The following is a 15550-nucleotide window of genomic DNA, read 5'->3' as shown; positions in this document are numbered from 1 at the left end:
CTTGTATCGAGGCACCCGGGTGCCGAGAAGAGGTATTTTGATATAGCGTGACGAGAGATGGGAGATGTGAGCGAGACCGTCGCCGTTCCGATCACCCATGAGTGAACAACCGCCCGTGATCCTCGTCGCCGAGGACGAACCCGACCTTGCCGACCTGTATGCTGCGTGGCTCGGCGATCAGTATCAAGTACGAACTGCATACGGCGGTCACGAGGCGATCGAGCAGTTGGACGAGGAGATCGATGCGATCCTTCTCGACCGTCGGATGCCCGGCCTCTCGGGCGACGAAGTGCTCGTTGCGGTACGGGAGCGCGGTATCGACTGCCGAGTCGCGATGGTCACCGCGGTCGAACCCGACTTCGACATCCTCGAGATGGGGTTCGACGACTACCTCGTCAAACCCGTTACGAAGGAGGTGCTTCACGAGACGGTCGAGGGGCTGTTACGGCGCGGCGGCTACGACGGCGACGTCCAAGAGCTGTTCGCGTTGACCTCGAAGAAGGCGATCCTGGAGTCCGAAAAGAGCGCCAGCGAACTCGCCGACAACGACGAGTATCAGGACCTCTCCGAGCGGATCGCTGACCTCCGAGCGGAGCTCGACCGGACGATCGGGGAGATCGACGAGCACGACGAGTTCGAGAAGCTGTTCCAGGAGTTCGACGTCGACGACTGAGAGGGTCGCCGATCGCTTTTAAGGGCGTTTCGAGAGGGCCGTGGGCGTTTTAAACGGGTCTGTGGGCGCTTCGAGATGAATCGGGACCGTCAGTCGCAGATAGCGAGGCCGCTCGCCGTCGCTCGTGTGGTACGACATCGGTGCGTACGTCCCGTATCCGTTCATCGATGTCGAGGAACCGTCGCCGTCTACCACGTCTCCTTCAGGGGGTTTTTCACGAAACCGGGCGTGTACGCTGTCGTGAACACGGTTGGAACGATCGCGGTCGGTGCGGTCTTCGGGCTCGCGCTCGCGGCCCCGCCGGGCCCGATGAACGCGGTCATCGCCGAGGAGTCGGTCGTTCGTGGATGGGTCGCGGGCGCTCGCGCCGGGCTCGGTGCGGCGGTCGCCGACGTGCTCTTTTTCCTGTTGGCGTATCTCGGCGTCGTCGGAATCGTCGAATCGGCCCCACGGCTCCAGTCCGTGATGGTCGGGGTCGGCGGCGTCCTCATGTGTTATTTCGCGGTCGGTGCGGTCCGCAGCGCCCGCGCGTCGTTCCGACCGACCGCCGGTGACGAGCCCCGGATCGACGCCGGGAAGGGGTTCCGAAAGGCGCTGGTGTTGGCGCTGACGAACCCGTATCAGGTGCTCTTCTGGCTCACCGTCGGCGTCGGCCTCCTTCGGCCCGGTCGGCTCGACGTGCTCGCGCGGGTTCCGGTCGTCGGCAGCGACCTGGCCGGGACGCTCGTGGTCACGACCGGCTCGCCGGCGCTCATCGTCGGCTTCTTCCTCGGCGTGATCGGCTGGGTCGTCGCGTTTCCCGCCGCGCTCGTCGCGGCCGAGAGCCGGATCGAGACGTTCGCCCCGGTCGTCGCGATCGGCTCCGCTGGGGTGCTCGCGGGCTTCGGCGTGTTCTTCCTCGCGGACGCCGCCACGACGCTGCTGCCCGTGTGAGTCGACGGGTGACGCGCGGCTCGCAACAACCGACTCGTAGCGGGTGCGAGCGTCTCACAGTGACCGATTCGCAGCGACCGACTCGCGACGATGACGTCCCCCGACTCGTCGCCGCGGGCGACATGGACAACGGCTTTGACCCGCCGGCGTGATCTGGGGATATGTTCGATAAGTCGACGTGGATCAAGCTCCCGCGAAACGTCCTCGTGGGGCACGGCGTCGTCGAAGGGCTCGGCGAGGCCGTCGACGAGCTCTATCTTACCGGCCGGCCGCTGATCGTGACGAGCCCGACGCCGAACGAGATCGCCGGCGACCGCGTGCGCGCGCAGTTCGACGACCCGGCGACTGCTGTCGTCGAGAGCGCCTCCTTCCGTTCGGTCGAGGAGCTCATCGACACGGCCGAGGCGGTCGACCCCGGCTACCTGATAGCGCTCGGCGGCGGGAAGCCGATAGACACCGCCAAGATGGCGGCCGACCACCTCGGCGTCGGCTTCGTCTCCGTTCCCACCGTCGCCTCCCACGACGGCATCGTCTCCGGGCGGTCGTCGATCCCCGAGGGCGACACGCGCCACTCGGTGGCGGCGGACCCGCCGCTCGCCGTCGTCGCCGACACGGAACTGATCGCGGAGGCACCGTGGCGGCTGACGACCGCCGGCTGTGCGGACATCATCTCGAACTACACGGCGGTCAAGGACTGGCGGCTCGCCCACCGGCTCCGCAACGTCGAGTACAGCGAGTACGCGGGCGCGCTCTCGGAGATGACCGCCGAACTGCTCGTCGAGAGCGCGGACACCATCAAACCCGGGTTAGAGGAGTCCGCGTGGATCGTCGTGAAGGCGTTGGTGTCCTCGGGCGTCGCGATGTCGATCGCGGGCTCGTCACGGCCGGCGTCCGGCGCGGAGCATCTCATCTCCCACCAGCTCGACCGGATCGCGCCCGGCAAGGCGCTGCACGGCCACCAGGTCGGCGTCGCGTCGATCATGACCGAGTTCCTCCACAGCGGCGAGGGCGGGCAGTGGGCCGCGATCCGCGATGCGCTCGCCTCGCTCGACGCGCCGACGACCGCCGACGAACTCGGGATCTCCGACGCGGAGCTGATCGAGGCGTTCACCGGCGCTCACGAGATCCGCGATCGGTACACGATCCTCCAAGGGGGGATCAGCGAGGATGCCGCCGTGGCGGTCGCGACGACGACCGACGTCATCTGATCGCGTCCGAGGTTCCCACCGGGATCTGATCGCGTATCTGATCGCGTCCGAGGTTCCCACCGGGATCTGGTCCGTCGGCGGATCCGAAGACGAATTACGGGCCCGTCCCAACGTGTTCGTATGTTAGTTGCCAGCGTGCGCGCCCGAGCGAAACGTCGGCCGGGAGCGCTCACCGCCCTCCTCACGGTCGTCGGCTACGGCGCGGTTCTCGGCGCGTTCCTCGTCCCGGAGTTCCAGGCGCTGTTTCCCGATCTCTCGCGCGGCGTCGTCGAGTTCCTCACCCACGCGATCGCCGCGGTCAACTCCGTCACGGTCGTCTGTCTGGCGCTCGGCTGGTACTGGATCCGCCGTGACGAGGTCCGGAAACACGCGACCGCGATGGCGACGTCGTTCGTGCTCATCCTCGTGTTCCTCGGAATGTACGTCCCGCGCGTCGCCGGCGGCGGCACGAAATACTTCGTCGGTCCCGACCTCGCGTACTACGCGTACCTGCTCATGCTCGGGATCCACATCGTGTTATCCATCGTGTCGGTTCCCGTCGTGTTGTACGCCGTGATCCTCGGACTCACCCACACTGAGACGGAGCTTCGGACCGAGACGCCCCACGCGACGATCGGGCGGATCGCGGCCGGGTCGTGGCTGATCTCGCTCGTGCTCGGCATCGTCGCGTACGTCCTGTTGAACCACGTGTACGACTCGACGTTCGAGGCCGCAGCGACGGTGTTGCTCCCGATCGTCGCGGGAACGTGACCCACTTCCGGTGCCGGATCGCCTCACGTCGTCGGATGGGATCACGTCGTCGGATCGGCTCCCGTCGTCGGATCGGCTCACGTCATCGGATCGGCTCACGCCAACGACGCCCGTGTGATCTGCGGACCGAACCGAGAGTTTTTCACCGCCGCCACGCGGACGGGTTCCCATGAGCCAGTCGGGTCTCCGTGTCGCGGTCGTCGATGACGGAGGAGACGACCGGGACGGCCGTCGGCTTCGGGCCGCCATCGAGGACGATGGGGGACGACTCTCGGACCCGTCCGACGCCGACGCGGTCGTCACCGTCGGCGAAAGGGCACTCGTCGAGGCAGCGATCGGGGAATCCGGACCGGGCGGCAGCGAGCCCGCTGTGGATCGTCCTCCGATCCTCCCCGTCGGATCCGGGCGCTACGCGGTGGCACGGCCGTCGGCGTCGGACGCGATCCGTCAGCTGCTCTCCGGCGCGGGACGAAGCGTCGAACACCCCCTCCTGTCCGTCTCCCTCGACGGCGATCGGGTCGGACGTGCGGTCTTCGACGTCGCCATCGTGACGGACGAGCCGGCTCGCATCTCCGAGTACCGGGCCGCGTTCCCGAGCGAGCACGAGGCGTCGGTTCGTTCCGACGCGATCGTCGTCGCCACGCCGCTCGGCAGCGACGGCTACGCGGGCGCTGCAGGAGGGCCGACGATCGATCCGGGGGCGGGACTGTCAGTCGTCCCCGTTGCGCCCTTCACGACCGGCGCGGAGACGTGGGTCGCTGACGGCGCGGTGACGCTGTCGGTCGAACGCGACGAGGAGCCCGTCTCGCTCGTCGTCGACGACGAACGTCGCGAGCGCGTCCCGCCCCACGAGCCGGTCCGCGTGACCGCCCACGAGCGGATGGAACTCCTGTCGGTTCCGGCGACCCGTGGGGACTGGTAAGCGCCGCCGATTGGAAAAACTCTAATGAGTCGTCCACGGATGGTGTCGTATGGACCCACTGCAGTTCCTCGTCCCCCTCGACTGGCTGACCGTCGTCGGGCCGATGCTGCCGTTCGCGATCCTCGTGATGGCGGTCGCGAACCTCGCAACACGACACGTTCAACACAAGAGACACGTCGATCAGGGGAGAACCGGCGACGACGTCGACCGGTTTACGCCCCACGCGTTCACGAACATCGGGCTCGTGCTGTTGACGTTCCTGTACACGCTTCAGGCACCGGTCGGCGGCACGATCCTCGGTGTGCTCGTCGTGACGATGCTGATCGCCGACCTGTTCGAGCTCGAGGCGCGCAGCGTTGAGGCGCGCAACGACATGCCGATCGAGGCCCCGAAAAGCGCGATCGTCGCGTCCGCGCTGGTCGTCCTGTACGCCGCCTACTACGCGCTGTTCTTCCTCGTCGACGACCTCGTCGGCGCGATCATCGCCTGAGCGGTCGGAACGTTTTCGGAGTTCTCACGCGCCCGGAGCCGGTACGCCGCACGGCGAATCGAACGGGACGCTCACAGCAGTAGCCGAACCGCGACGAGCGCTAGCGCGCTCACGACCAGCAGGTGGACCAACACGACGCCGACGGGGGCGGCCCCGACCCGACGCATCTCCGTGATCCGGATCGAGAGGCCGAGACCGACGAACGCGAGCGTGAACAGCGCGTCCGACGTCGCGCCGATGGAGTCGATCGCGGCCGGAGACAGGAGTCCGACGTTGGCGATCGCGGCGACGACGAGGAAGCCGAGCAGGAACTTGGGGAACTCCGCCCACAGCCTCCGGACGCCCGGCTCGGTCGCCGAGCGTGCGGTGTACGCGATCGAGTACGCGATCGCGACGCCGCCGAGAAGCGAGTTCCGGGCGAGCTTCGTCACGGTCGCCCACTGGCCGGCCTCCGGGGAGTGAGCGAACCCGGCGGCGGCGACCGGACCCGTCGAGAACATACTGACGCCGGCCCAGACGCCGAACTGTCGGGCGGAGAGGTCGAGCCACTCGCCCGCGATCGGGAACGCGACCAGCGTGACCGCGTCGAAAAGCAGGATCGTCGCCGCGGCGAACGTGAGCGCGGACCCCCGCGCATCGAGCACCCGGCCGACCGCGACGACCGCGGAGACGCCGCAGATGCTCGCGCCGGCCGCCAACAGCGACGGCGTCTCACCGTCGAGCCGGAACAGGAGCCGGGCGACCGCCTCGGCGAGCACGAGTCCGCCCGCCACCGCGGCGACGACGAGTCCGAGGACGGTCGGGCCGGCGACGATGAACTCCTCGACGACGACGGCCGCGCCGAGCAGGACGATCCCGGTCTCCAAGAAGAGCTTGTGGACTCCCACGCCCGTCTCGGCCGCGCTCGGTGTCCCGACGAGATTTCCGACGAGGACGCCGACCCCGACGGCGACGACGAGCGGCTGCAACCCGTCGACTATGCCGGCGAGGAGGTGGGCGGCGAGCGCGCCGCCGCCGAGCAGCGCCAGTCCCGGGACGTACGGCCTGAACGCAGTAACGACACCCATCAGAACGCTTGGATGACGAGCTGACCCACGACGATCACCAGCCCGAACCACAGCGCCTGCCAGCCGCGATCGAGGCCGGTCCAGTACGCGACGACGCGGTCGCCGACGGCGATGTCGGTCGGTTCGGTACGTCCGTCGGGGCCGCCGGGGCTGGCGGGGCTGGCGCGTTCGTCGGGGCCGTCGGGGCCGGCGCGTTCGTCGGGGCCTGTGGGCTCGCTCCGTTCGTCGGGGCCTGTGGGCTCGCTCCGTTCGTCGGTGCCTGTGGGCTCGCTCCGTTTGTCGGTGCCATTCGGGCTCGATATCGTGTACAGGAGTGACGATCCGCTGGTTCCTCCTCCGATACCGATGAGATCGGTGTGTTCGGACATTCGTTCGTGAGGCTCCGCTCGCACGTGAGTCTCTACTCGGCGGTTAATTCAGTTCCTATTCCCTGTTAAGGGTTGTCGCCGTCACCGTCACCGACGCAGTTGCCGTCGCCGTCACCGACGCAGTTGCCGTCGCCGTCACCGTCACGGATCGATCGGTACCGATCGCGGAGTCGTTCGAACAGGGTCCGCCCGGCAACCGTTCGGATCCGCGGTTCGGCGGTCGCGAAGAACTCGTCGAGGTCCTCGTACTCCCGGAATGCGCCCGGGTCGCCGTCGGCCGGATCGTAGCGATCGTCGCGCTCGTAGATCACGGCCTGTAGACACGTGTCGAGCAGGTCACACTCCTTGACGAGGACGGCCTCCGGCGAGTCGCGCGCCTCGTACGCCTCCCACGCCTCCCGGATCCGATCCGGGAGCGGAGCGGCCAGTTCCGCCATCGCCGCGCGCTCGGCCGCCTCCTTCGCGGCCCGATCGACCGGCTCGACGGCGTCGTCCGCGCGCGTCGCGACGTCACCGGTCTTCGCCTCGGCGACGTCGTGGACGACCGCGAGCCGAAGCGCGAGATCGAGATCGAGGCCCGGTAGCTCCTCGCGGAACCGGTCGCCGAGCGCCAACACGAGGTACGCGACGCCCCACGAGTGGGCGGCGACCGACTCGGGGGCGTCGACGCCGCGGAGCTGCCACCCCGTCCGCCGCTCGTCTTTCAGTTCGTAGGCGTGGAGGACGGCATCGATGGCGACGTCGGGACGGTGTGTGTCTCGGTCGTCCGGGTCGTCGCCGTCGTCTCCCTCGTGGTCGTCGTCGTCCGGGCCGTGGTCGGGGTCGTCGCCGTCCGGGTCGTGGCAGTCCGGGTCGAGGTCGGGGTCGTCGCCGTCCGGGTCGAGGTCGGGGTCGTCGCCGTCCGGATCGTGGTCGTCTCGGCTATCCCTCATCGTGTCGTCCCCGTGGAGTCACTTCGCGAGCTGCCACTCGTCGTCACCGTCGGTTTCGACGGGTTCGACGACGCCACGCCGCTCCATCTCCGCAAGCACTTCGTCGAGCCGGCTCGGCTGTGCGATCTCCATGGCGATACGGTCGATCCCGTGGAACTCATCGAGGTAGTGTCGGATCGACTCCCGGTCGAACGTCGTCATCTCCGCCTGGTCCATCGCACCCGAGGTGAGGTCGATCATGTCCTCGATGAAGTTCCACGGGTACACGACCCACGTCCACTCCTCCAACCGCTCGCCGACGAAGTCGGGCTCGAACTCCGAGGTCTGGAGCAGTTGGAGCGTCGCCGTCCGGATCTCTGCGGCTCCGCGCTCCTCGACGTACTCGTGTGCGCGCCGGATCGAGCCGCCGGTGTCCGCGATGTCGTCGATGACTAAGACGTCTTTCCCCTCCACGCTGCCCTCCGGCATCGGGTACCTGACCTGTGGCTCGTCGGACTTGATGCCGGCCCCGACGTAGTGTTCCATCTTGAGGCTCGTGAGGTCGTCCAAGCCGAGGAAATCGCAGGTACATCGGCCGGCGAACCAGCCGCCGCGAGCGAGTGCGACGACGACGTCCGGCTCGAACTCGGCGCGTTTCACCTCGTTCGAGACGGTCCGGCAGAGTCCGTAAATGTACTCCCAGTTGGTGATTGTACAGTCGAAGTCGTCCGGGAGGTCGCTCATACGTCCGAGAGTGACACGTCCGCGCTGATAAGGGTTTAGCAACCGTCCGTCGAGGACGAACACCCGGTCCGGGAGCGCCCGCCGTTGCTGGCCGCGGGTCGTGAGGGGGTATAAGGGGCCATGGCCGCGGGTCGTGAGGGGGTATAAGGAGTCGTGGCTGGGGGGCAAGCCGAGAACATGGGTGTCGGGAGACGATCGTTCCACGACCGCACCGCGACCGCACAACGACCGCATCGCGACCGCACCGCGACCGCACAACGACCGCATCGCGACCGCACCGCGACCGCACAACGACCGCATCGCGACCGCACCGCGACCGCACAACGGCCGCATCGCGACCGCACCGCGACCGCACCTCGTCCGCACCTCGTCCTCCCCAGCCGGCGACCGCGGGCGTTCACTTCGTTCCCGCCCGCTGTCGGGCCCTCGCGCGCGTTCCTCGCGCGCGCCGGAGGACGGAAACGTGGGCAGGGACCCGCGACGGGGGACGTCCCGACACGGTTTAGGGGGCCGGCGCGCAACGACTCGCCAATGAGTACTCAGGCCGCGGCGGAGGAGACGGCGGTCGTGATCGGGCTGGAGGTCCACGTCCAGCTCGAAACCGACACGAAGATCTTCTGCGGCTGTTCGACCGAGTCCGACGACGACGAGGAGCCCAACACGCGCACGTGTCCGACCTGCCTCGGACTGCCCGGCGCGCTCCCCGTCCTCAACGAGGGCGCGGTCGAGGCCGCCGTGAAGATCGGAAAGGCGATCGACGCCGAGATCCCCGAGACGACGACGTTCCACCGGAAGAACTACTACTACCCCGACCTGCCGAAGAACTTCCAGATCACCCAGTACGACGCGCCGATCTGCGCCGGCGGCGAACTCGACGTGAGCGTCGCGGGCGATCGACGGACCATCGGCATCACTCGCGCACACTTAGAGGAGGACCCCGGAAGCCTCCAACACGCGGGCGGGTCGATCGAGTCGGCGACGCACACGCTCGTGAACTACAACCGGGCGGGGACGCCGCTGATGGAGATCGTCACGGAGCCGGACTTCCGGTCGCCCGCCGAGACGCGGGCGTTCCTCGCGAAACTGGAGGAGGTCCTCGAGTATCTCGGCGTGTTCGATGCGACCCGCGACGGGAGCTTACGCGTCGACGCCAACGTCTCCCTGGTTCCCGCCTCGGAGATGGCGGACGACGGCTCCGTCCCCGAGGACGTCCTCGCCGACGCCAACCGCGCCGAGGTGAAGAACATCTCCAGTCACAAGGGCGCTGAGAAGGCGCTCGCATACGAGATCACTCGCCAGCGCAACGTGCTCCGACGCGGTCGGGAGATCGAACAGGAGACGCGCCACTGGGACGAGGGTCGCGGCGTCACCGTCTCGATGCGGTCGAAGGAGGCGGAGAAGGACTACCGCTACTTCCGGGAGGCCGACCTGCCCGCACTGGAGGTGTCCGACTGGAAGTCCCGGATACCGATCCCGGAGCTGCCGGACGCGCGCCGCGAGCGGTTCAGCGAGGAGTACGGACTCGACGAGGAGGCGGCCTCGAAACTCACCTCCACGAAGGAGGTCGCGGACTTCTTCGAGGACGTCGCGGGCGCGTTCGACCCCGAACTCGCGGCGACGTGGGTCGCGGACAACCTCCTCGGCGAACTCAACTACCGCGAGATGGCGATCACGGACGTCGACGGCCGCCTCGACGAGTTCAAGCGCTTGATCGAACTGGTCGACGCCGGGGAGCTCACGGTGAAAAACGCGGAGGAGGTCGTGCTCCGGGAGATGCTCGACGAGGGCGAGGACCCGGAGACCGTCATCGACCGCGAGGGGCTCGGCAAGGCCGACACCGGCGAGGTCGAGGAGGCGGTCGCCGCCGCCATCGAGGAGAATCCGGACGCGGTCGCGGACTACCACGAGGGAGACGACGGCGCGATCAACTTCCTCGTCGGACAGGTGATGGGCGCGACCGGCGGGAGCGCGGACCCCGGACAGGTGAACGGGCTGCTCCGCGAGCGACTGGACGGCTGAGGTCGATCCGTTCGCGACTGCTCGATTCGGAACGCCTCCGAGTCACGACTCGATCACATGGGCTATCCGAGCGAGACGGAGCGCGACCCCGACGACGTGTCAACGACCCACTCGACACGTCATCGGCGTGTTGAGAACGGAGCGTATCCGCGAACTCGGGAGACGCCGCGTGTCAGCGCCACGCCGCTTCGGGGATACAGTCGGACTCGTCGGCCGTGATCCACCGCGTCGTCCGCTCGGCGGGATCGCGGTCGGGTTCGTAAAACGTCACCTCGGTGTCGTCGGACCCCTCCTCGCTCGGTCGGCAGACGAGCTCCGGCGGCTCCGCACGGAACGCACGTGTCGGTGACGTGGCCATGTTCGAGCGTACAACTGCCATTACATAAGAGGTGTTGGTTTCAATCCGCGTGAGTGAAAAAACACGCTTGAGGAACTGTGAGAAGAAGTAATGTAAGTGATCGATCGGGCAAAACCACGGCCGGCCGTCCGTGACGCGCCATCGCCCGGCGGATCGAGGGGCGTCACCTACAGGCGGATGGGTAGCCCGCGCTCGGCGAGGTACTGTTTCGTCTCCTCGATCGAGTAGTCCCCGAAGTGGAAGATGGAGGCGGCGAGGCCGGCATCGGCGTTCGCCTCGGTGAACACCTCGTACATGTCCTCGGGGCCGCCACAGCCCGAGGAAGCGATGACGGGCGTGGAGACGTTGTCACAGATCGCCGTCATCAGCGGGATGTCGTATCCGTCCTTCGTCCCGTCCATGTCGATGGAGTTGACGAACAGCTCACCGGCCCCGCGCTCCTCCGCCTCGCGCGCCCACGAGACGGCGTCGATCCCGGTTCCCTCGCGGCCGCCCTTCTTGGTGCATTCGAACCACACCGCCTCGCCGTCGTCGTCCTCGAAGAAGTGGTCGCCCGCGTCGTCGTACCGGCGACGGGCGTCGACGGAGATGACGATACACTGGCTGCCGAACGCGGCCGCGCCCTCGTTGATGAGCTCGGGGCGTTCGAGCGCACCCGTCGTGATCGACACCTTGTCCGCGCCCGCACGGAGCGTCTCCTTGATGTCCGCTTTCGTCCTGATGCCTCCGCCGACGGTCAGCGGGATGAAACACTCGTCGGCGACCGCGTTGACGACGTCGAGCATCGTCTCGCGCCCCTCCGCGCTCGCGGTGATGTCGAGGAAGACGAACTCGTCGGCCCCCGCCGCGTTGTACTTCTTGGACAGCTCGACCGGATCGCCGGTGTACTCCAGGTTCTCGAAGTTGACCCCGGTGTAGACGGCGGCGTCGCCGCTGTCGTCGAGGTCGACGTCGATACAGGGGATGATTCGCTTCGTGAGTCCCATTCGGTATCGATCGTTGGCGACGGCGGGGGTTAAAAGGCGCGGGGATGTGCAACGCGTCTCCGGTACGGGGGCCGGAGCGGTCGAGTCGGAGCGGTCGAGCCGGAGCGGTCGAGTCGGAGCGGTCGAGCCGAAGCGGTCGAGTCGGAGCGGTCAAGTCGGAGTGCTCAAGAGCGGGACCGACATATGCGTGGACAGTGAGTCAGGATCCCGTCACGATACTGGCCGGTGACCCGTTCGCCGTGATGAACACGATCGGTTTGGTTGCGTTCGCACTCGTGGGGGCGACCAAGGCGATCCGTGAGGAGTTCGACCTCTTCGGCGTCACCGTCGTCGGGCTGGCGATGGCGTTCGCCGGTGGCGTGACCCGAGATCTCCTCGTGAGCCGGGTTCCACTCGCGCTTCAGTCACCGATCGAGATCGCGTTAGGGCTGTTCGGCGTCGTCCTCGCGGTGGCGTTGAGCCTGGTTCTCACGTCGCCCGACGACCGTCCGACCGCGCTCGTCGCCGACGCCATCGGCCTCGCCGCCTTCGCGACGACCGGTGCCATCGTCGCCAGCGAGGCGGGCGTGTCGGCGTTCGGCGTCGTCGCGATCGCGACGATCAACGCGGTCGGTGGCGGCGCGTTCGCGGACGTGCTTCTCGACCGGTCTCCCTTCATCCTGTTCGACGACTTTTACGCGAGCTGTGCGGTGTTGGGCGGGTGTACCTACTGGGTCCTCGGTAGCGTGGGCACGACTGGCGGCGTCGCTGCGGCCGCGTGTGCGGCGGTGACCGTCGGAAGTCGATTGCTCGCGGTCGCGTACGGCTGGCGTCTCCCAACGATACCGAACCGGTGACGACTGCACGCGCGGAGCGGAACCCCCGTGATGCCGGACTCCCGGCGCTCACCGTGCGTCAGAACCCCTCGTCGAGCAGCTCTCGGGCGATGATGTTCTTCTGGATCTCCGTGGTCCCCTCGTAGATCTGGGTGATCTTCGCGTCGCGGTAGAACCGCTCGACGTCGTGGTCGTTGACGAAGCCGGCTCCGCCGTGGACCTGGACGGCCTCGTCGGCGACGTCGACGGCGACTCGGGAGGCGAACTCCTTGGCCATCGAGGCGAGCGCCGTCAGATCACCGGGCTCGTTGTCGACCGCCCACGCGGAGCGATAGGTGAGCCAGCGGGCCGCCTCCGTGTTCGTGTGCATCTCCGCGAGCTTGTGTTTGATCGCCTGGAAGTCGCTGATCGGGCGGCCGAACTGCTCGCGCTCCTCGGCGTATTCGAGCGCCCGCTCGGCGGCACCGCGGGCGATGCCGACGCCCTGTGCCGCGACCGCGGTCCGCGTCTCGTCGAAGAACTGCATGAGCTGGAGAAACCCCATCCCGCGCTGACCGATCAGGTTCTCCTCGGGAACGCGCACGTCGTCGAACACGAGCTCGGCGGTGTCGCTCGCGCGGATACCGAGCTTGCCCGTGATCTTCTCGCGGGTGAGACCGTCGCGGTCGGCCTCGACGAGGATCTGCGAGTAGCCGGAGTATCGGTCCTCGATCTCCGGGTCCGTCTCACAGACCACGACGAAGTAGTCCGCGACGGTGCCGTTGGTGATCCACATCTTCGAACCGTTTATCACCCACTCGTCGCCGTCCTGCTCCGCACGCGTCGCGATCGACGTGACGTCCGATCCCGCCTGCGGCTCGCTGATCGCCGAGCCCATGATCGCGTTGCCGGCCGTGACTTCCGGCAGGATCTCCGCTTTCTGTTCGTCCGTCCCGAACTCCATGATCGCCTCCGCACCGAAGCCGGCACTGGAGATGCACAGTCCGATCCCCGGGTCGGCGGCGAACAGCTCCTCCGTGAGGATCGCGTTCTCGAGGGCGGTGTAGTCGACGCCGCCGTACTCGACGGGGATGTGCGGGGCGAGCAGCCCCATCTCGGCGGCCTGGTCCATCAGATCGTGAGGGTACTCCTCGTCGACGTCGTACTCGGTCGCGACCGGCTTGATCTCCTCGTCCGCGAACCGTCGGACCTCCTCGCGAAGCTGCTGTTGTTCGTCGGAAAGCTGGAACTCCATACCGGTACTCCGTCGCACCGAATGTTAATCGTTCCCAAACCCGGAACAATTCGATACGAGTTGAAAGTTCTCTCGGCGGGCGTTCCGACGCACGCGCCCCCGACACCCGGGCTATCGTCCGTCGACGAACGCGGCGATCCGATCGGTCGCCTCCTTTAGTTCACGCATCGAGGTCGCGTACGACACCCGGAGGTGACCCTCACCGCCCGCGCCGAAGACGGAACCGGGGACGACGGCGACGCCCTGCTCCTCGAGGAGCTCCTCGGCGAACGCCTCGTCGTCGCCGCCGCAGTCGGGGAACGCGTAGAACGCGCCGGTCGGCTCGAACGTGTCGAGTCCCATCTCGTTGAACCGCGAGACGACGAGTCGGCGGCGGCGGTTGTACTCGTCGACCATCTCGGTCACCTCGTCGTCGCACCGATCGAGCGCCTCCAACGCCGCGTACTGGGCGGTCGTCGGAGCGGACAGCATCGTGTACTGGTGGATCCGGTTCATCGCACCGATCGCGTCGGCCGGGCCGAGCGCGTAGCCGAGCCGGAGCCCCGTCATCGCGTACGCCTTCGAGAACCCGTTGACGACGACGGTCCGCCCGCGCATGCCGGGCTTGGTCGCGATCGACGCGTGGTCGCCGCGGTACGTCAACGCGGCGTATATCTCGTCGGCGATCACCCGGAGGTCGTGGTCGCGACAGAACGCGGCGACCTCGGCGAGCTCCTCGTCGGACATCGTCGCGCCGGTCGGGTTGTTCGGGTAACAGAGGACCAGTACGTCCGCGTCGGCCGCACCGGCGGCATCGAGCCGCTCGCGAGTGAGCGCGAAGTCGTCGGCGGCGCGGGTCGGTACCGCGAGGGGCGAGCCGCCAGCCAGCTCGATCCCCGGCGCGTAGGAGATGTACGTGGGCTCGTGGACGGCCACCGTGTCGCCGGGATCGACAAGCGCGCGGAAGGCGAGATCGACCGCCTCGCTCGCGCCCGTCGTGACGAGGATTTCGTCGTCGGGGTCGTACGGCTGGTCGTAGCGGTCGTGATGGTCGGCGATCCCCTCGCGCAGCTCCGCCATCCCGCGATTCGCGGTGTAGGAGGTCTTCCCGCGTTCCAGCGAATCGATCGCCGCGACTCGGGCCGACCACGGTGCGGAGAAGTCGGGCTCGCCGACGCCCAGTGAGATCACGTCGTCGCGTGCCTCCGCGAGCTCGAAGAACTTCCGGATCCCGGAGGCCGGGAGGTCGCTCGCGCGCTCGGACAGTCTCATGGCGACACGGAGAGTCGATCGTCGTCGTCGCCGTCCTCGAACCGGATCCCGCCGTCCTTGTACGTCTCCATGATGTAGTGGGTCACCGTCTGGGTGACCTCCGGCATCGGCGCGACCTGTTCGGAGATGAACCGCGAGACGTCCTGCATCGTCTCGCCGAGCACCTCGACCGCGAAGTCGTAGTCACCGGAGACGAGGTGTAAGGCGTCGACCGCGGGGAACTTCGCGATCCGATCGGCGACCTGCTCGTAGCCCGTCTCGCGGTCGAGTTCGACGTTGATCTCGACGAGCGCCCGGATCTTGCCCTCGTCGACGCCGTCCCAGTCGACGACCGCCTGATAGCCGTGAACGACGCCGTCAGCCTCCAGTGCCGCGATCGCCGCCTCGACCTCGTCGACGTCGAGACCCGTCTGGGCCGCGATGTCGGCGGCGTCCTCGCGGGCGTTCCGCGCCAACACGTCGAGTACCTCGCGCTCGGCTTCCATACGTCGTGTGAGTCGCGGGGAGGGTTTCAATATGGCGGCCTGCACAAACGAGTCGCTCCACACGCTCGGTGCTCACCCCACACGTTCGAGGACGGCTTATACGTGGAACTGGGGTGTTGCTGGCGGGTGTTTATAAATGATCGACAACTCTGTGATACACACCCGCAAAGCCCCAGCCGCTCGCTTATAAGTGACCTCGTTCGATCGACGATAAACACCTGCAAAGCCCAACCCCGACCGGACCGCACCCGTACCTCACGCCTCCCCAGCCTCGTCAGGGGCGGTCGCCGAGCGGTTCCGGCGACCGCCCCTGACTCCCTCGCGCGAGGCCGTTCG

General features: G+C 67.6%; 17 protein-coding genes. 8 read left to right on the top strand and 9 right to left on the bottom strand.

Annotated elements, in window-relative coordinates; all coding sequences use genetic code 11:
* The first annotated feature begins 97 nt into the window (after positions 1-97).
* From ACNSN7_RS11415 to ACNSN7_RS11390, 6 genes are all read left to right on the top strand, one after another.
* Positions 98-673 carry a response regulator transcription factor gene (locus ACNSN7_RS11415; RefSeq protein WP_418282415.1) on the top strand — a complete coding sequence of 192 codons (576 nt, stop codon included), beginning with the start codon at positions 98-100 and terminating at the stop codon, positions 671-673.
* A gap of 240 nt (positions 674-913) precedes the next feature.
* Entirely contained in the window at positions 914-1606 is a 693-nt protein-coding gene (locus ACNSN7_RS11410) for a LysE family translocator (protein ID WP_418282414.1), read from the top strand.
* A gap of 161 nt (positions 1607-1767) precedes the next feature.
* On the top strand, positions 1768-2814 hold the full coding sequence (locus ACNSN7_RS11405) for an NAD(P)-dependent glycerol-1-phosphate dehydrogenase (RefSeq protein WP_418282413.1): 1047 nt from the start codon (positions 1768-1770) through the stop codon (positions 2812-2814).
* Between the two features lie 120 nt (positions 2815-2934).
* A complete protein-coding gene (locus tag ACNSN7_RS11400) occupies positions 2935-3564 on the top strand; it encodes a DUF420 domain-containing protein (protein ID WP_418282412.1) in 630 nt (209 codons plus the stop codon).
* A gap of 169 nt (positions 3565-3733) precedes the next feature.
* On the top strand, positions 3734-4486 hold the full coding sequence (locus tag ACNSN7_RS11395) for an NAD(+)/NADH kinase (protein ID WP_418282411.1): 753 nt from the start codon (positions 3734-3736) through the stop codon (positions 4484-4486).
* Positions 4487-4535: 49 nt separating this feature from the next.
* Positions 4536-4976 (top strand): DUF7313 family protein, encoded by a 441-nt coding sequence (locus ACNSN7_RS11390; protein WP_418282410.1) that lies wholly within the window; start codon positions 4536-4538, stop codon positions 4974-4976.
* A gap of 71 nt (positions 4977-5047) precedes the next feature.
* On the opposite strand, the gene ACNSN7_RS11385 is transcribed toward ACNSN7_RS11390, so the two are convergent.
* From ACNSN7_RS11385 to ACNSN7_RS11370, 4 genes are all read right to left on the bottom strand, one after another.
* A complete protein-coding gene (locus tag ACNSN7_RS11385) occupies positions 5048-6043 on the bottom strand; it encodes a YeiH family protein (RefSeq protein WP_418282409.1) in 996 nt (331 codons plus the stop codon).
* Positions 6043-6411 (bottom strand): hypothetical protein, encoded by a 369-nt coding sequence (locus ACNSN7_RS11380; RefSeq protein ID WP_418282408.1) that lies wholly within the window; start codon positions 6409-6411, stop codon positions 6043-6045. Before ACNSN7_RS11380 ends, ACNSN7_RS11385 begins: the two co-directional genes overlap by 1 nt.
* Positions 6412-6476: 65 nt before the next feature.
* Positions 6477-7343, bottom strand: a complete 867-nt coding sequence (locus ACNSN7_RS11375) for an HD domain-containing protein (protein WP_418282407.1) — start codon at positions 7341-7343, stop codon at positions 6477-6479.
* A gap of 18 nt (positions 7344-7361) precedes the next feature.
* On the bottom strand, positions 7362-8066 hold the full coding sequence (locus ACNSN7_RS11370; protein WP_418282406.1) for a phosphoribosyltransferase: 705 nt from the start codon (positions 8064-8066) through the stop codon (positions 7362-7364).
* Between the two features lie 531 nt (positions 8067-8597).
* Here ACNSN7_RS11370 and gatB point away from each other — a divergent pair.
* Positions 8598-10085, top strand: coding sequence for an Asp-tRNA(Asn)/Glu-tRNA(Gln) amidotransferase subunit GatB (gatB, locus tag ACNSN7_RS11365; protein ID WP_418282405.1), 1488 nt, complete (start codon positions 8598-8600; stop codon positions 10083-10085).
* Positions 10086-10257: 172 nt separating this feature from the next.
* Here gatB and ACNSN7_RS11360 read toward each other — a convergent pair whose 3' ends face one another.
* Both ACNSN7_RS11360 and hisF read right to left on the bottom strand, forming a co-directional pair.
* The gene (locus ACNSN7_RS11360) at positions 10258-10443 is read right to left on the bottom strand and encodes a DUF7511 domain-containing protein (protein WP_418282404.1); all 186 of its coding nucleotides are present in this window, start codon (positions 10441-10443) and stop codon (positions 10258-10260) included.
* Between the two features lie 167 nt (positions 10444-10610).
* The gene (gene hisF, locus ACNSN7_RS11355) at positions 10611-11429 is read right to left on the bottom strand and encodes an imidazole glycerol phosphate synthase subunit HisF (RefSeq protein WP_418282403.1); all 819 of its coding nucleotides are present in this window, start codon (positions 11427-11429) and stop codon (positions 10611-10613) included.
* Between the two features lie 242 nt (positions 11430-11671).
* On the opposite strand from hisF, the gene ACNSN7_RS11350 reads away from it, so the two are divergent.
* Entirely contained in the window at positions 11672-12265 is a 594-nt protein-coding gene (locus ACNSN7_RS11350; RefSeq protein ID WP_418282479.1) for a trimeric intracellular cation channel family protein, read from the top strand.
* Positions 12266-12323: 58 nt separating this feature from the next.
* Here the strand turns inward: ACNSN7_RS11350 and ACNSN7_RS11345 are convergent, their stop codons facing one another.
* The 3 genes from ACNSN7_RS11345 to ACNSN7_RS11335 form a co-directional block, all read right to left on the bottom strand.
* Positions 12324-13478, bottom strand: a complete 1155-nt coding sequence (locus ACNSN7_RS11345) for an acyl-CoA dehydrogenase family protein (protein WP_418282402.1) — start codon at positions 13476-13478, stop codon at positions 12324-12326.
* Between the two features lie 111 nt (positions 13479-13589).
* Positions 13590-14729, bottom strand: a complete 1140-nt coding sequence (locus tag ACNSN7_RS11340) for a pyridoxal phosphate-dependent aminotransferase (RefSeq protein WP_418282401.1) — start codon at positions 14727-14729, stop codon at positions 13590-13592.
* Positions 14726-15214 (bottom strand): Lrp/AsnC family transcriptional regulator, encoded by a 489-nt coding sequence (locus ACNSN7_RS11335; protein WP_418282400.1) that lies wholly within the window; start codon positions 15212-15214, stop codon positions 14726-14728. Before ACNSN7_RS11335 ends, ACNSN7_RS11340 begins: the two co-directional genes overlap by 4 nt.
* Between the last annotated feature and the right edge of the window lie 336 nt (positions 15215-15550).

The organism is Halorubrum rarum, assembly GCF_048380895.1.
GTDB lineage: Archaea > Halobacteriota > Halobacteria > Halobacteriales > Haloferacaceae > Halorubrum.
This window is presented reverse-complemented; position numbering and strand designations above follow the sequence as displayed.

What these genes read in the sequence shown, in the direction of transcription:
- gatB (WP_418282405.1), top strand. Translation starts at nt 8,598, where the DNA reads ATGAGTACTCAGGCCGCGGCGGAGGAGACGGCGGTCGTGATCGGGCTG.
- ACNSN7_RS11375 (WP_418282407.1), bottom strand. Translation starts at nt 7,343, where the DNA reads ATGAGGGATAGCCGAGACGACCACGATCCGGACGGCGACGACCCCGAC.
- hisF (WP_418282403.1), bottom strand. Translation starts at nt 11,429, where the DNA reads ATGGGACTCACGAAGCGAATCATCCCCTGTATCGACGTCGACCTCGAC.
- ACNSN7_RS11395 (WP_418282411.1), top strand. Translation starts at nt 3,734, where the DNA reads ATGAGCCAGTCGGGTCTCCGTGTCGCGGTCGTCGATGACGGAGGAGAC.
- ACNSN7_RS11360 (WP_418282404.1), bottom strand. Translation starts at nt 10,443, where the DNA reads ATGGCCACGTCACCGACACGTGCGTTCCGTGCGGAGCCGCCGGAGCTC.
- ACNSN7_RS11345 (WP_418282402.1), bottom strand. Translation starts at nt 13,478, where the DNA reads ATGGAGTTCCAGCTTTCCGACGAACAACAGCAGCTTCGCGAGGAGGTC.
- ACNSN7_RS11340 (WP_418282401.1), bottom strand. Translation starts at nt 14,729, where the DNA reads ATGAGACTGTCCGAGCGCGCGAGCGACCTCCCGGCCTCCGGGATCCGG.
- ACNSN7_RS11380 (WP_418282408.1), bottom strand. Translation starts at nt 6,411, where the DNA reads ATGTCCGAACACACCGATCTCATCGGTATCGGAGGAGGAACCAGCGGA.
- ACNSN7_RS11385 (WP_418282409.1), bottom strand. Translation starts at nt 6,043, where the DNA reads ATGGGTGTCGTTACTGCGTTCAGGCCGTACGTCCCGGGACTGGCGCTG.
- ACNSN7_RS11390 (WP_418282410.1), top strand. Translation starts at nt 4,536, where the DNA reads ATGGACCCACTGCAGTTCCTCGTCCCCCTCGACTGGCTGACCGTCGTC.
- ACNSN7_RS11335 (WP_418282400.1), bottom strand. Translation starts at nt 15,214, where the DNA reads ATGGAAGCCGAGCGCGAGGTACTCGACGTGTTGGCGCGGAACGCCCGC.
- ACNSN7_RS11415 (WP_418282415.1), top strand. Translation starts at nt 98, where the DNA reads ATGAGTGAACAACCGCCCGTGATCCTCGTCGCCGAGGACGAACCCGAC.
- ACNSN7_RS11370 (WP_418282406.1), bottom strand. Translation starts at nt 8,066, where the DNA reads ATGAGCGACCTCCCGGACGACTTCGACTGTACAATCACCAACTGGGAG.
- ACNSN7_RS11350 (WP_418282479.1), top strand. Translation starts at nt 11,672, where the DNA reads ATGAACACGATCGGTTTGGTTGCGTTCGCACTCGTGGGGGCGACCAAG.
- ACNSN7_RS11400 (WP_418282412.1), top strand. Translation starts at nt 2,935, where the DNA reads ATGTTAGTTGCCAGCGTGCGCGCCCGAGCGAAACGTCGGCCGGGAGCG.
- ACNSN7_RS11405 (WP_418282413.1), top strand. Translation starts at nt 1,768, where the DNA reads ATGTTCGATAAGTCGACGTGGATCAAGCTCCCGCGAAACGTCCTCGTG.